The 13,870-nt window shown below is 62.8% G+C and carries 11 protein-coding genes; 4 read left to right on the forward strand and 7 right to left on the reverse strand.

Going from position 1 to position 13,870, the window contains the following annotated elements; genetic code table 11:
- From DSM104635_RS14890 to DSM104635_RS14920, 7 genes are all read right to left on the reverse strand, one after another.
- On the reverse strand, window positions 1-1,161 hold the full coding sequence (locus tag DSM104635_RS14890) for a sulfotransferase family protein (protein ID WP_158766963.1): 1,161 nt from the start codon (window positions 1,159-1,161) through the stop codon (window positions 1-3).
- A gap of 16 nt (window positions 1,162-1,177) precedes the next feature.
- Complete coding sequence (locus DSM104635_RS14895) at window positions 1,178-2,002, reverse strand: metal-dependent hydrolase (RefSeq protein WP_158766964.1); 825 nt, start codon at window positions 2,000-2,002, stop codon at window positions 1,178-1,180.
- A 91-nt stretch (window positions 2,003-2,093) separates the two neighbouring features.
- A complete protein-coding gene (locus DSM104635_RS14900; protein WP_228445710.1) occupies window positions 2,094-2,888 on the reverse strand; it encodes an SDR family NAD(P)-dependent oxidoreductase in 795 nt (264 codons plus the stop codon).
- Complete coding sequence (locus DSM104635_RS14905) at window positions 2,885-3,586, reverse strand: SDR family oxidoreductase (RefSeq protein ID WP_158766965.1); 702 nt, start codon at window positions 3,584-3,586, stop codon at window positions 2,885-2,887. The genes DSM104635_RS14900 and DSM104635_RS14905 overlap by 4 nt, the downstream gene beginning before the upstream one ends.
- 6 nt (window positions 3,587-3,592) lie before the next feature.
- Window positions 3,593-4,564 carry an SDR family NAD(P)-dependent oxidoreductase gene (locus tag DSM104635_RS14910; protein WP_158766966.1) on the reverse strand — a complete coding sequence of 324 codons (972 nt, stop codon included), beginning with the start codon at window positions 4,562-4,564 and terminating at the stop codon, window positions 3,593-3,595.
- A gap of 2 nt (window positions 4,565-4,566) precedes the next feature.
- The gene (locus DSM104635_RS14915) at window positions 4,567-6,906 is read right to left on the reverse strand and encodes an arylsulfatase (RefSeq protein ID WP_158766967.1); all 2,340 of its coding nucleotides are present in this window, start codon (window positions 6,904-6,906) and stop codon (window positions 4,567-4,569) included.
- Between the two features lie 79 nt (window positions 6,907-6,985).
- Window positions 6,986-9,247, reverse strand: coding sequence for a TonB-dependent receptor (locus tag DSM104635_RS14920; protein WP_158766968.1), 2,262 nt, complete (start codon window positions 9,245-9,247; stop codon window positions 6,986-6,988).
- 209 nt (window positions 9,248-9,456) lie between these two features.
- Between DSM104635_RS14920 and DSM104635_RS14925 the strand changes: the two genes are divergently transcribed.
- From DSM104635_RS14925 to DSM104635_RS14940, 4 genes are read left to right on the forward strand one after another with little or no spacing between them, the layout of a single operon-like run.
- Complete coding sequence (locus tag DSM104635_RS14925; RefSeq protein ID WP_158766969.1) at window positions 9,457-10,746, forward strand: phenylacetate--CoA ligase family protein; 1,290 nt, start codon at window positions 9,457-9,459, stop codon at window positions 10,744-10,746.
- The gene (locus DSM104635_RS14930) at window positions 10,743-11,516 is read left to right on the forward strand and encodes a hypothetical protein (RefSeq protein WP_158766970.1); all 774 of its coding nucleotides are present in this window, start codon (window positions 10,743-10,745) and stop codon (window positions 11,514-11,516) included. Before DSM104635_RS14925 ends, DSM104635_RS14930 begins: the two co-directional genes overlap by 4 nt.
- Complete coding sequence (locus tag DSM104635_RS14935; protein ID WP_158766971.1) at window positions 11,516-12,571, forward strand: phosphotransferase family protein; 1,056 nt, start codon at window positions 11,516-11,518, stop codon at window positions 12,569-12,571. Before DSM104635_RS14930 ends, DSM104635_RS14935 begins: the two co-directional genes overlap by 1 nt.
- An 11-nt stretch (window positions 12,572-12,582) precedes the next feature.
- Window positions 12,583-13,869, forward strand: a complete 1,287-nt coding sequence (locus DSM104635_RS14940) for an acyl-CoA dehydrogenase family protein (RefSeq protein ID WP_158766972.1) — start codon at window positions 12,583-12,585, stop codon at window positions 13,867-13,869.
- The last annotated feature ends 1 nt before the right edge of the window (window position 13,870 follow it).

The following is a 13,870-nucleotide window of genomic DNA, read 5'->3' on the forward strand; positions in this document are numbered from 1 at the left end:
TCAGCGTTCCTTGCCGACGTTGAAGTCGGCGTAATAGTCCGCATAAACACGGTCAATTTGCGCCAGGTCGAGTCCGAAATCGGGCAGAGCGTAGGCGTGCTTCGGCCCCTTTGCGTGCGACGCGCGGTCGGCTTCCATCCACGCGCGGATGGCGGCCTCGCGCTGCGGTGAAAACGAAATGCCGAACTTCTGATAGCAGCCGCGGAACACGGCGAGCGGATCAGCTTGCACGTCGAGATAGTGCGCGTCGTAGAAGCGCTCGGCCATGCCCGGACGCTTGCGCATCGCCGCCAGCTTGCGCAGCCCTTCGGCTTGATGCTCCATCATGCCGAAGTCGCTTGGTTTCACGTTGCCTGAAAACGTGCTGCGCCAGACGGTGAGGTTATTCGAGAGCGATGGAATGATCTTGGCCGGATCGCGGTGGCACTGCACGAACAGCGCATCGGGAAACACCGCGATCAGCTCATCCATCCAAGCGATGTGCGCGGGCGTCTTCAGCACCCAACGGTCGCGCCGGCGTCGCGATTGCAGCAATTGGAGCAATTGCCGCTCTTCCTGATACACGCCGGTGAAATCGACGCTGTAGAGCAGCTTCGTGTAGTTCGGTACGTTCCACCACGCCGCATAGTTTACGGTGAGGAAAGAAAGCTCCCAGAGGAAATTGCACTCCTCTGGTCGGAGCGCGTCAAACGGATGAATGGCCAGGAGCTCGGGCGCCATGAAGCCTTCGAACGCCATCGCTTCCGATGCACGTGCGATACGGGGGTCGGTGTCGAAACTCTCCTCCTCCGGCGGCGGAGAGGGATACATGATCTCCCACGTGAGCGGCGAACGGTTCACGGGATCGGCGCTCAGCATATTGTGAAAGAACGTGGTGCCTGCGCGCGGCAGGCCGATCACGAAGATTGGACGCTCGATCTTCTCCTTGGCGATATCGGGAAAGCGCTTGCGGTCCTCGGTTGTTTTGAGGCGCATGCAGAGATTGTCGAACAAGCGCCGGTGCGCGCGCTCGGCGCCGAGCGGCGTCAGGTTCGCGATGGTGTTGAGATCGTCGATCAGAACCTCGAACGGTTCGCGAAATAGACTGTCCCCCCAATCGGAAAGACCAGTCGCGGCTTGCGCCGTGCGCATCATCGCCGCTGCCGGAGGGAGTTCTTTCATCGCCTCGACACTCCGCTCATGTCGGCTCGGTTTCGTATTGGGTGAGGTAAGGCCCGACGCCTTCGGGCGCCCGCGTGTTCGCCGGATTGTAAGTGGGTGAGAGAACCTTCAGCAGTTCGGGGATCGCCTTCTTGCCGGTTGTCTTCGCGAACTCTTTCTCGCGCGCAATCGACGCCTCGCGCTCGGCCGCGGACATGCGCTCACGATCCTTGCCGAGCAAGTACGCGCCAACGCGCTTGCCATAGCCTATCAAATGCACGATCGCGAATAGGAAGCCGTAAGCGCGATAGAGCCAGCCGTTCAGCAGGTCGTTCTTACCATAGAGCTTCTGGTAAATTTTGAACGCGACCTCGCGGTGTTCGTACTCCTCAGCCATGTGCCAGCGCCAAAGGTCAACGGCGTCCTGGTCGGCGCCTTCGAGATATTTGTTGTAGGCGTCGAACCACATGGTCGCGCCAAGCGCCCCCATGGCTTCGAAGCCGTCGGCGTACGCCAGATTGAACTTCAGAGATTTGGTCTCGAGAAAACGGGTAAGATCAGCGTCGAGCTTGGCTTCGTGATCTGCAAGCTCCGGATAACCCGATGAACGCAGGCGTTCGTTGAACGCATTATGCTGTTTGCAGTGCTGAGCTTCCTGCTTGATGAAGATCGCTAGTCCGCGGTGCAGCTCGGTCTCGCGCGGATCGAGGACGGCTTTGGCCTTCAGCATCACCTTCACGAGGTAGGGTTCTACGTACGACGGTATGGTCGAGCTTGCGTTGGCGCGCTGGACGAACTCGATGTGCGGCGCCCAGTGCGGGCGTATCTTCGAGAAGTCCATCTTGGGGTAGCGGACCTTCATGTTCCCGGCTCCATCGGTCGGCGAAGCCCTATCGTATCGCGCGCTAAGTCGCTTGCCGACGCTGCGGCGCACTCATCGCCCCAGCGATGAGCTAAAGCGCCGTGTAGTAACCACCGTCGGCGTTGATCACCTGCCCCGTCACGTAGCGCCAATAGTCGCTGCACATAGCCACGACCATCGCTCCGATATCGTCGCGCATGTCGCCCATGCGGCCGAGCGGAAAGCTCGCGAGCGCCTGGGCCGAGCGCTCCGGATCGCGGGCGAGATAGTGGCGCGCGCCGTCCGTCAGCGCGGCGGGCGCCACCGCATTGACGGTGATGCCGTGCGGGCCCCATTCACGAGCCAACGCCTTGGCGAAACCGCGCTGTGCGTTCTTCGTCGCCGCATAGACCGGGTTCATCGCGCCGCCGTGCAAGCCTTGCGAGGACGTAAAGATGATGAACCGGCCACGCCCACTGTCGCGCAGGTGCGGGAAGGATGCCTGCGCCAGATGAAACGCCGCCCCGAGCGCCGTGCCGCATTGTTCGTCCCAATTTTCATCGTTTACGTCTTCCAGTGCGAACGCCTTCCCCGACAGAGCGCTGGACGCGTTGTGAATGACAATATCGATGCCGCCATAAGCGGCGACGCTTCCCTCGATAAGCGCGTCGATCGCCGGACGTTGGGCGACGTCGGTTTCGACGACCAGCGCCTCTCCGCCATCGGCGCAGACGAGTTCGGCCGTCTCTTCGCCGGTTGAGCGGCGGCGCGCGGCAATCACCACGCGGGCGCCCGCCAGCGCGAGCGCGCAAGCCAGACCGCGGCCAATGCCACCGCCAGCGCCCGTAACGATCGCGACCCGCCCATTGAGGACGCCGCGGGAATTGGACCAATCCATCGCACTCATGGGACCATCCATTCGCCGCCATCAACCATCAGCGTGGCCCCGGTTATCGACCGTCCCGCTTCGCTGGCGAGAAAACCCAGGATCGGTGCGATCTCGGCGCGCGGATCGGGTGCGCGCCCGAGCGCCACGCTCACCGCGTCCGGCTTAGCGGCCAGCGCCACGTCCTCGAATGGCGCGAGCGCACGCGGCGCGGCGGACACCCAGTTCAGCGTGACGCCCGAGCCGCCCCATTGGCGCGCCACAGCCTTCATCAAGCCGCGCTGGCCTTCGAGCAAAGTCGAGAGCGCGACCATGCCGGGCGCGCCGACCAGCGACAGCGACGGCGCAACGAACACGATCGCCCCACCGCGCGGCTTGAGGTGCGGCCCGAGCGCCTGCAGCAGCCGCGTCGTGGTCCGCAATCCGTCCATTGCCGCATCACGCCAATCGGCCTCCGCCATCGCCGCTACGGTTTCGACACGCATGGCTTGGAGTGGGATCACGCTTATCGCGACCAATTCCGGCGCGCCGTGCTTGGCGATCGCCGCGGCGATCCCGGCGGCTACCGTCTTGCGCGACGAAAGATTGATATCCGCGCCGATCCGTACGACCTCGGCGCCGGCGTCGCCCATGCCATTCGCGACGCCCGCCAGCATGTCGTGTCCGATCGAGATCGCGAACACGCGCCGCCCGTTCAGCCAGGATGCGTCAGAAGTCATTTCGGCTCATTGCGACTCCGGCCGCGGCTTGGCGAACGCGGACGCCGGCAAGGTCTTGGCCACGCGTCCATCGGCCATTGGAAAGGCACGCATGTACAATTCTATCTCCGCCTGCTGGCTGTCCACCAGCGTGGCGCCCGACATATCTGAGGCGCGGTCGATCAAATCCGCTACGCGCTCGGGCGCAACGTCGCGCTCGATCACGCCCTCCGCCTCAACCCAGGCCACGCGCGCGAGCCGCCCGCCGCCGGTGCTGAACACGGCGCCCGTGGCGCGCGCCTCGGAGCTGACAAGATAAATCGCCACCGCCGCCACGCTCTCCGCCGGCAATTGCTCGCGCATCCAGTCGATGAACGTGCGATCGGGGACCGCCTCGATCATGCGGCTATAGGCCGAAGGCATCAGCGCATTCACATGAATGCCCAGCGCCGCCCCTTCCTTGGCGGCATCGAAGGTCAACCCGATGAGCCCGGATTTGCTGGCTGCGTAGGCCGAGCTGCCACCCATGCCCAGCGCAGCATTCGAGGCGATGTTGAGGATGCGGCCATAGCCCTGCGTCGCCATAATCGGCCAAACCGCGCGTGTGAGATGGTGCGGCCCGATAACATTGGTGCGATACGCGTTCTCGATGCGCTCGTCGCTCACCGCGGTGAGCGCGCCCGATGCCGAAATGCCCGCGTTGTTGATCAAGACATCGACGCGCCCATACGCCTCAATCGCCGCCGCCACGATCGCGCGCGCCTCGTCAGCGGCGCCAACAGGGAGATTGCTCGCAATCGCGTCGCCGCCGTCCGCTCGAATCTCCGCGACGACAGCGTCCGCCACCGCGGCAGCTCCCGCGTCGCGGCCGAACATGTCGCCGCCATAGTCATTGACCACCACGCGCGCGCCGCGTCGCGCGAGCTCCAGCGCATAACAGCGCCCCATGCCGCCGCCCGCACCGGTGACAATCGCGACTTGGTTGTCGAAGCGGATCATTGTCAAACTCGACGCGGCGGCCGCAGCGCCGACGCGATCTCCTCCGGCGTGTAGGGCGAGTTGTCGAGGTCGATGATCACCGAACGAATGGCGCCGCGAAACTCGAATGGTCGCTCATACGCCTTGCTCGTCGGCGTCGAACCATTGCGGCCGATCTGTAGCCCTTGCATGGCTCGACCGAACAACAAAGGTTCGTGGTGCTGACGGATGAGGCTGCGATCATCTGCGAAGAGTTCGACCAAACCCTGCCATGGCCGCGATGTCACCTCGTGCCGAAGGACGATCCTGGATGCGCCGACGGGCGCGGGCGCTTCGGTGCGCAGCGAACGCGGCAAGCATGAGAACTCATGGACGAGCTTGCCGCCTTGCAGATAGAGCACGCAACCGAGAAACACGTTGCCTGACGCGAGAAGCACGCCGTCTTGGCCGGCGCGCAACGGCGCTTGCAGCACGATCTCGATTGTATGGGAGCGGCCGACGAGAGCGGGCGCTGCTTCTTCCGGGATCAAGTCGATCGGGGGTGTGAGCACCCACCGCGAACGTTCGCCGCCGCGAAAGAACGGGCCCCACGACTTTTCCTTGATCGTGCGCGTGTCGATCGGAAAGACGTCATAGCGGTGAGCGGCCTGGATCCAGCGCTGCTCTAGCTCGGCCACCTTTTCCGGGTGCGCGGCGGCCACATCTTCCAGTTCGTTGCAGGCCTCGGCGAGATTGTAGAGCTCCCAGCCATCGCCCTCCTGCCGAAACGGCGCTTTCGACACCAGCCGCCACCCTTCTGCGTACATTGCGCGCGTGCCGTTGAGTTCGAAGTGCTGCGCGGTTCTCGTCTCCGGCGCCTCCGCGCGAGCGAATGTCGGGCTAAAATCGATTCCTTGGATCGACTTGGCGGCACGCCCGTTTCTCGCCTCCAGCGGCCGAACTCCAGAGCAGGCAAGGATGGTCGGAAGGACATCGCTGACATGCGCGTATTGCGGGCGTACTTCGCCGCGAGCCGCAATTCCGCGTGGCCAATGCACGATCAGCGGATCGGCAACGCCGCCGAGATGGGTATCATGCTTGTAGGACCGAAACGGCGTGTTCGACGCCATCGCCCATCCCATCGGGTACATGGGATAGGTGCCCGGGCCGCCCAGCTCGTCGATCAGCGGCAACACTTCGGCGAGAGGCACGCCTCCGACTCCGGACGCCAACAAGTTGGGCGTCCCGGTCAATGCGCCGTCGGGCGAACCACCATTGTCCGAGATCAGCATGATCATCGTGTTGTCGAGCGCGCCCGTCTCGCTGAGCGCCGCGATCAGCCGGCCGATGTTCGCATCCAAGCGTGCGACGACCGCTGCGTAGAGTTCCATGTAGCGGCTGTAGAGACGGCGTTGGTCGGGCGACAATTCACTCCACGCCGCGACACCCCGGTTGCGGGGCGGCAAGCGCGTGTTTGGCGGCACGACGCCCAACTCGATTTGACGCGCGAGGCGCGCCTCTCGCGCATGGTCCCAGCCTAGCTCGTATCTGCCCCGCTGCGCGGCGATATCTTCCGGCGTGGCGTGCAAGGGCGAGTGCGCGGCGGCGTGAGCCAAAGAGAGGAGGAATGGACGGCCATCGGCCACCGCGGCGTGCTCGCGCAGGTAGCGGATGGCGTTGTCAGTGAACGCATCCGTGGCGAAGTACGACTGGTCTGAAATTTCTACGCGCTGATTTCCATCGTAGACGTTGGACGGCTGATAATAGTGAAGCGAGTGACCTTGAAACCAATGCGCGCGCTGATAGCCGCGCTGCAACGGCCAGTTCTCAAACGGTCCCACCGCGGTCGCTGACGCCTCGGCGTTCACGTGCCACTTGCCACAATGATAGGCCAAATAACCGTGCGCGCTGAGCGTCTCCGCCAACGTGATGGCGTCCGCGGCGAGATCGCCGCGATAGCCGGGATAGCCCTCATCGGCGAATGTCAGCCAGCCAAGACCGGCGCTGTGCGGATTGAGGCCGGTCAGCAAGCTCGCGCGTGTTGACGAGCACACGCCCGTCGTCCGGAAACTGGTGTAGCGTAGGCCGCCCGAAGCCAACGCATCCATCGCCGGCGTGGCGATCTCGCCGCCGTAACAACCCAGATCTGAGAAACCCACATCGTCGAGAACAATAACGACCACGTTCGGTGCGCCCGCAGGCGCGTCGCGCTCACGCGCGAAGTTCGGTGCCGACTCATCGAACGTCGCGCCAATACGGCCCTGAAATGTTTGCTCCTGGGCGACGCCGGCGGCGCAGGAGGCCGCGCCAGCGCCGCCCAATGTCAGCGCGCCCGTCAACGCTGTCCGCCGCGATATGCCGGAATGCGAACGACGCTTGGGCATGGCGCGGTCTCTCCAAAAAAAAGCCGCCGCGCCCGGGAGGGAGGGCGCGGCGGCCGATATCGGCGTTTGGCCGAGCGCCTTATTCGCCGCCGAAATTGTACCGGAGCCGAACGCCGTACGTGCGCGGTTCGGCATCGACAACGGCGTTCACAGTCGTCACCGAGTTCTGGAAGTACGGATTCACGTACTCATTGTCGAAGGCGTTGCGCACCCAGGCCGAAAGATCGACGCTGGAGCCGAAAACCCCGTTCCATTCCGCAGTGAAGTCCACCAAGTCGTGCGCCTCCATCCAGTGAATGGCGGGATTGAAGGAGTCGCTTCCGCTATATCGATCTTGGTGGAAGAAGCTCACGCCGACATTCGCCTCCCCGAGTGAAGGATCAATCGGCAAAGTCACGATCGCAGATGCGCTGGAGATGTTTCGCGGCGCGCGCGAGAACGGGTTTCCGGACAAGTCCACGTTCCCGGGCGGCGGCCCGATGAACTCGAGGAAGTCAGAGTCGGTGTAGGCGTAGAAGCCGCTGAACTCCAACCAATCCGTTGGCCTCACCAGGAACTCGAGTTCGATACCCTGAATTTCGGCTCGACCCGCATTCCATGTGACCGTGGTGGGTGGGACCGTCAACGCCGTCAGCAAGCGCTGAATGTCGGTGTATTCGGCGTGGAAGATCGCGACATTCGTACGCACGAATACACCGCCGATATCCCAGTCCGACTTCATCCCGAACTCGTAGTCTGTCACCAATTCCGGCTCAAAAGCGTCCCGCAGCGTGGCCTCCGTGCCGCCGCGCGCACCGAAACCGCCACTGCGATAGCCGTGGCGCGTCGCCAGGTAGAACATCAAATCGTCGGTCGCCTGATATTGAACCCCCAAATTGTAGGTTGGCTCTTCAAAGCTCGCTTCGAGGTTCAGCTGGCAGCCGGCGAGGCCTGGGTTGATTTCAGGCGTTGCCGTGTTGTTGTCGTGGTCCACCGTAAAGCGGCACGTCGCGGCGGTGCGATTCCTGACATAGGCGTCGCGCTCATCATGGTTGAATCGCGCGCCCACTGTCGCCGACAGACCAGCGAGGATGGCATCCAATTCGAAATTGCCCTCCGCGAAGATCGCCCAACTGGTGTTGCTCCCGCCAACCCAAGTGTCGCTGAAGGCCGGGAGATCTCGCAGATCCTCGAAGGTTTCCAGGACGCCATCTGCGGCGGGATTTGCGGCGCCGGCGCCGGAGCCCGCGCTCAACCCTTGATCATCGCCCTTCTCACGGAAATAGAAGCCGCCGAAGATGACATTGCCCCAGTCGTAGTCGAGCTGAAGCTGGAGTTCGTTCGAGACTTGGTTTTGCTCCGTCACCCGTTGAATCGTCAGATAGAGCACATCGCTGCCGTCGGTGTCCTCCAGCGTGTTATTTTGCAGCTCCCGATAGCCGGCGATGTTCTTGAACGTCACGTGCTCGTTCAATTCCAGCGTAGAAATATTCTCGAAGCTGAAGACATCGATCTCGCTGCGTGCGTTGACGAGGCCGCTGCGCGTTTCATGGCGCCCGTGCGCAAATGGCGTGCCGGCGCCCGTGCGATTGTACCCGCCCGTTCCGCCATTGTCGGATGTGGCGGACATTACCGTGAACAGCGAGTTGAAGCTGTCGGTCGGATGGAAGTCGAAACCGACACGGAAGGCCCGCTCGTCAACGCTATTGATCTCGTTGCCCGTCACGAGGTCGGTGATGTAGCCGTCGCTTTGGTTCCACATGCCCGCGACGCGAATGCTTGCGGACCCGTCCAGCGGCACGTTGATGAAGCCTTGCGTTTCGTAGGTCCCGAAATTGGCGGCGGATTGCGAAATCGCACCTTCGAAGTCGCTGGTGGGCGCCGCAGGCGTCACCAGAATGGCGCCGCCGACAGTGTTGCGGCCGAACAGCGTGCCCTGAGGCCCGCGTAGCACCTGCACATTCGCCGTATCAAAAAAACCAAGGTTCGCCCCGATGGGGCGTGGCACAGGGACTTCATTCACGTAGAGCGACACCGACGGATCCGACAGCATTGTCAGATCTTGCTGGCTCAATCCCCGGATCGTGAACACGGGCGTCGAACGACCCGAGCCGAGCCCATTGCTGACTACGAGGTTCGGCACCGAGCCGTTCAGGTCCATGATGTTGGTAATGCCTTCGCGCTCAATCTGCTCAGCGCCGAGGGCTGACACCGCGAGCGGGACATCTTGGATGTTTTCCTCGCGACGCCGGGCTGTAACGACGATTTCGCCTTCTGTTGTTTGGGCTTCGGCGATGGCGGGGGCCGCCAGGCTCAAAACCGTTGTCGCCCACAAGAGCGCTCGCTTCGCACCAATCTTCATAACCGTACTACCTCCCCTGAGCCCGGCTAGGTCCGTTTTTCGAACGCTGTATGTAATTCCGTGGCGAGTGTGACGCTCTTCTTTGCGGCGGCGGTTTTCAATATGCCCTGCTTCGTTATCGCCGGTGCGATGTATGCCCTGATCGCCCTTGGCCTTTTCTGGTGTCGCTTGGAGAACACAAAAGGCACCCGACTGAAGGACGCAAACCCTTGGACCGCAGATACTTCGATCCAATCGAGACGGCACCAAGATCGGAGATCGATCGCGTTCAAGAAGAGCGCCTCATCGAGCAGGTGGGGCATGTATATGAGAGATCACCGCTCATTCGGCGGGAGTGGGACAAGGCCGGCGTTACGCCCAACGACATTCGCTCCATAAGCGATTTCAAGCGCCTCGCGCCGTTCATCGAAAAGGCGACGATCCAGAATTTCCGCGCCGAGACCGGCGACCCGATGGGCGGCGTGCTCGCCGGCCCTCTTTCAGAAGTGGCGCTCTACGGGACCAGTTCGGGCACCACAGGTGATCCCACCTTGTTCGCGGAGAGCTGGACCGCGCGCGGCGAAATGATCTTTACAGCGCGAGATATCTGGGAAACCGGTCTGCGTCCTGGCGATCACCTGATCGATGTCCAGATGGTCATCCGCTCGATCGGGCGGCTCTACTTTCTAGACATGGGCGCCACGCCAATCTTCTTTCATCACGACGCCAGCGATGTGCCGCGCCTGATTCAAGCGTGTCTCAAATACCGCCCGAGCTGGATGTTTCACATCAGCTCGCCGCTCATCTACGCGCTCGAACGCCTCGAAGCCGAAACGAAAGTGGATCTTCGCGACGTCTTCTCTTCGTTCAAGGGCGTCATCTATGGCGGCGAGCCGATGGGCCGGCACAACAAGGAATTGATGAAGCGCTGGGGCGTCCCTGTATTCGAATTCACCAGCCTCGGCGACTGCGGCACCGCATGGGAATGCCAAGCGCGCGACGGCTTCCACGCATGGGAAGATCTCGTCGTCTTCGAAGTTGTCGATCCCGAAACGGGCGATCCCGTCCCATCTGGCGGGCGCGGCGAGATGGTATGCACCGCCCTCGTCGACAAGGTCGATCCGCTCATCCGCTTCCGTTCGGGTGATCTCGTGCGCTGGACGAATGAACCGTGCGCGTGCGGCCGCACGCATGCGCGCTACTGGCCACTCGGACGCGCAGGCGACGAACTGATCGTCGATGGCCGTAGTGTGATGCCGGCGGACGTCTGGAGCGCGGTCGAAAGCGTGCCCGAAACCGCATCCGGCCTCTTCCAGATCATTCGCCCGCAACGCGAAGTGTCAGAGCTGAAACTGCGCGTTGGCTACGACGGCGCGCCGGACATGGCTGATCTCGCGCGCCGCGTCGCGGACGCGGTGGAGAAGAATACCGGACTTCGCCCGAGCGTCGAACTGATGCCCAACACGGAAATCGTGAAGTTCGGGCCGCCCCATAAGATTCCACGGACGGCGAAGCAATGAGTCAAACTTCTCATTTCGGTCTGCTCGGCGGCGCGCCGAGCAATGCGAGCGCCGAGACGCTGAAATTGCTCGAAGGCTATAATCGCGGCCATCGCAAAAACCCCGTGGTGGAAGGCGCTTCCAATACTTGGGGCATCGGTTGTGCTGTGATGGCGGACGGCCCAATCGACTATCCGATCTCGTGGACCGACATCATCGCCGATGAAGCGTGGGCCAACAGCATGCTGGGCGACGCCGACGTGCAAGCCGGCGATTTCGTGTTTTTCTCCTACATCTATCCGCAGTCGGGACACACTTGGCCTTGGCTCAAGTCCGGCTTTGATCGTGGCGCAAAGCTCGCCACCGGAATGCCCACGCAATGGGACGCGTATCGGCTCGAAATGTATTGCCGGTTGTTTCCGATGAAGCTGATCTTCGGCTTGATGCCGGAAGCGTTGGACGGCCTCGAAGGCGCGGGCCACAAGCCCACGACGGTGTTCGGGAAGGTTCAGCGCATCATCGCCGTTGGCTCGGCGTGGGAGCGCTTGAGCGCCGCAGGCCTGAAGCCGTGGAAGCTTCACTGGCTCGGACCAATCATCGCTGTCGACCCGTGCGATGGCCGCGGCGCCCGCTTCGATCATGCGCAATGGACGCTTGAGGACGACAACGGTCGGCTGCTGATCTCAAACAAAAGGCCGCGCGAAGCGTCGCTCACGCGTGCAGCGCTCGCCACGCGCGGACGCGTCGAGACGGTGGATGGCGAACCGCGTTTGTTCGTAACGGAGAGCTGATGGCCGAGGCGGATGCATCGGTCTTCGATCCCGTTCGCTTTGCGGTGTGGGCTGATGCGAACTTGCCGGGTCTCGGCCAAGGCTCGGTTTCCAGCACGATCCTCGCCGGCGGCGCCAGCAATATCGTCCTTTGCATCGCACGCGACGGTGCGCCTATGGTGCTACGCCGCCCGCCGCGCACGCCGCGCCCGGATAGCTCCAAGATCATAGCACGCGAAGCGCAAGTGCTGGCGGCGCTAAAGCCGGCTGACGTGCCGCACCCGGAATTCCAGATTTATTGCGAAGACTCATCTGTGATCGGGGCGCCGTTTTATGTGATGGCGATGGTGGACGGGTTTTTGGGCTACCCGCTTGAGAACTTACCAGCGCCCTATGACCGACCGGGCGAGGCCCGACGCTCTCTCGCGTTCGCGCTTGTCGAAGGCATCGCGCGTTTGGCCAACGTCGACTACCAAGCCGTCGGCCTAGAGGGCTTCGGCAAGCCGGAAGGCTTCCTTGAGCGCCAAGCCACGCGTTGGATGTCTCAACTCGCTTCTTACAAGGAAAGCGAAGGCTACGAGCAGCGCGACATTCCCGGGCTCGCTTATGTCGCCGACTGGCTCAAGGCCAACACGCCGCCGATGTCCAAGCCCGGAATCATTCACGGCGACTACAGCTTAGCCAACGCGATGTTTCATCACGGCGCGCCCGCGCGCCTGGCGGCGATGATCGACTGGGAGCTGGCGACGATCGGCGATCCGCTGCTGGATCTCGGTTGGGTGCTCTACGCCTATCGCGGACGTGATGAACGTACCCCGCCCTCTGGCTATTTCGACCCGACGGACTTCCCCTACCGCGAAGACTTGGCGGAGTATTACGCCGAACGCACCGGCCGATCGCTCGATCACCTCACCTATTACATGGTGCTCGCGCAGTTCAAACTTGGTGTGATCATGGAGCGCCAATACGCGCGCATCCTGAACGGCCGACAAAGCATCGAAGTCGCCGGAGACGCCGGCGCCTTCGTGGTGCGGCTCATTGGGAAAGCGCACGCGATGGCGCGAGGCGAAGCGTAGAAAGCAAAGCAATGATCGACTTCTCGCTCGATGCCGAATTCCAAACGAAAGTGGATTGGGCGCGAGAGTTCGTGCGCACGAAGGTCGAGCCTCTCGACCATCTCTGGCCCGAGCCGACCGCGCCCTATGATCGTTCGCTGACGAAAGCACGCGCCATCCTCAAGCCACTTCAGGACGAGGTTCGCCGCCAGGGCTTGTGGGCCTGCCATCTCGATCACGAACTTGGCGGCCCCGGCTACGGCCAAGTGAAGCTCACCTACATCAACGAAATCCTCGGCCGCACCAACTGGGGTCCCGTCGTGTTCGGGTGCCAAGGGCCCGACAGTGGCAACTCCGAAATCCTCGCGCGCTTCGGCACGCCGGAGCAGAAGGAACGCTGGCTCAAACCGCTGCTCGATGGGAAAGTCTATTCTTGCTTCTCGATGACCGAGCCCACGGGCGGCGCTGATCCCACTTTGTTCGTGTGCAGCGCTACGCAGGACGGCGACGACTACGTTATCGACGGCGAGAAATGGTATTCCTCGCATGCCAACTTGTGCGACTTCCTGATCGTGATGGCGGTGACCGATCCGCAAGCGCCGCCTTATGAGCGCGCCAGCATGTTCATCGTGCCGGCTGATTCACCAGGCATCGAGTTCGTGCGCGAGACAGGCGTCTTCACAGAGCCGCTCGGCGCCAAAGGCGGTCACCCGTACGTCCGATACAAAGGGGTTCGCGTGCCCAAGACTGCGATGCTCGGGCCACGCGGTCAGGGCTTCAAGGTCGCGCAGTCGCGGCTCGGCGGCGGACGCATCCATCACGCCATGCGCACGATCGGCCTCGTACAAAAGTGCCTCGACATGATGGGCGAGCGTGCGCAAAGCCGCCTACTACGCAAGGGTCCGCTCGCCGACATCCAAGGCGTTCAGTACGACATCGGCGATACCTGGATCGCGTTGCAGCAGTTTCGTCTGCACGTGCTCTACGTGGCCTGGCTTGTTGACCAAGGCCGCGAAGACGACCTTCGCCTGGCAATCTCCGGCCTGAAGGTGGCGACGGCCAACATCTCGAAGGATGTGGTCTGGCGGGCGATGCACCTGCACGGCTCGCTCGGCGTGTCGAACGAAATGCCGTTCGCGCACATGCTGATGACGGCGGCGATGCTTGGACTCGCCGATGGGCCCACGGAAATCCATCGCTCCGTTGTTGGACGTCTGGTTGCGCGTCAGTACGCCCCCGCCAGCGGTCCAAACCCAAGCGAGCATCTGCCGACACGCCGCGCCGAAGCGCTGCGCACCCATCCCGACGCGCTGGATTGAG

The sequence above is a fragment of the Terricaulis silvestris genome (assembly GCF_009792355.1).
GTDB classification, from domain to species: Bacteria; Pseudomonadota; Alphaproteobacteria; order Caulobacterales; family Aquidulcibacteraceae; genus Vitreimonas; species Vitreimonas silvestris.

Bases quoted from the DNA above. Each gene is read 5' to 3' on its own strand.
- DSM104635_RS14930 (WP_158766970.1), top strand. From the start codon at position 10,743: ATGAGTCAAACTTCTCATTTCGGTCTGCTCGGCGGCGCGCCGAGCAAT.
- DSM104635_RS14900 (WP_228445710.1), bottom strand. From the start codon at position 2,888: ATGAGTGCGATGGATTGGTCCAATTCCCGCGGCGTCCTCAATGGGCGG.
- DSM104635_RS14905 (WP_158766965.1), bottom strand. From the start codon at position 3,586: ATGACTTCTGACGCATCCTGGCTGAACGGGCGGCGCGTGTTCGCGATC.
- DSM104635_RS14890 (WP_158766963.1), bottom strand. From the start codon at position 1,161: ATGAAAGAACTCCCTCCGGCAGCGGCGATGATGCGCACGGCGCAAGCC.
- DSM104635_RS14935 (WP_158766971.1), top strand. From the start codon at position 11,516: ATGGCCGAGGCGGATGCATCGGTCTTCGATCCCGTTCGCTTTGCGGTG.
- DSM104635_RS14915 (WP_158766967.1), bottom strand. From the start codon at position 6,906: ATGCCCAAGCGTCGTTCGCATTCCGGCATATCGCGGCGGACAGCGTTG.
- DSM104635_RS14910 (WP_158766966.1), bottom strand. From the start codon at position 4,564: ATGATCCGCTTCGACAACCAAGTCGCGATTGTCACCGGTGCGGGCGGC.
- DSM104635_RS14940 (WP_158766972.1), top strand. From the start codon at position 12,583: ATGATCGACTTCTCGCTCGATGCCGAATTCCAAACGAAAGTGGATTGG.
- DSM104635_RS14920 (WP_158766968.1), bottom strand. From the start codon at position 9,247: ATGAAGATTGGTGCGAAGCGAGCGCTCTTGTGGGCGACAACGGTTTTG.
- DSM104635_RS14895 (WP_158766964.1), bottom strand. From the start codon at position 2,002: ATGAAGGTCCGCTACCCCAAGATGGACTTCTCGAAGATACGCCCGCAC.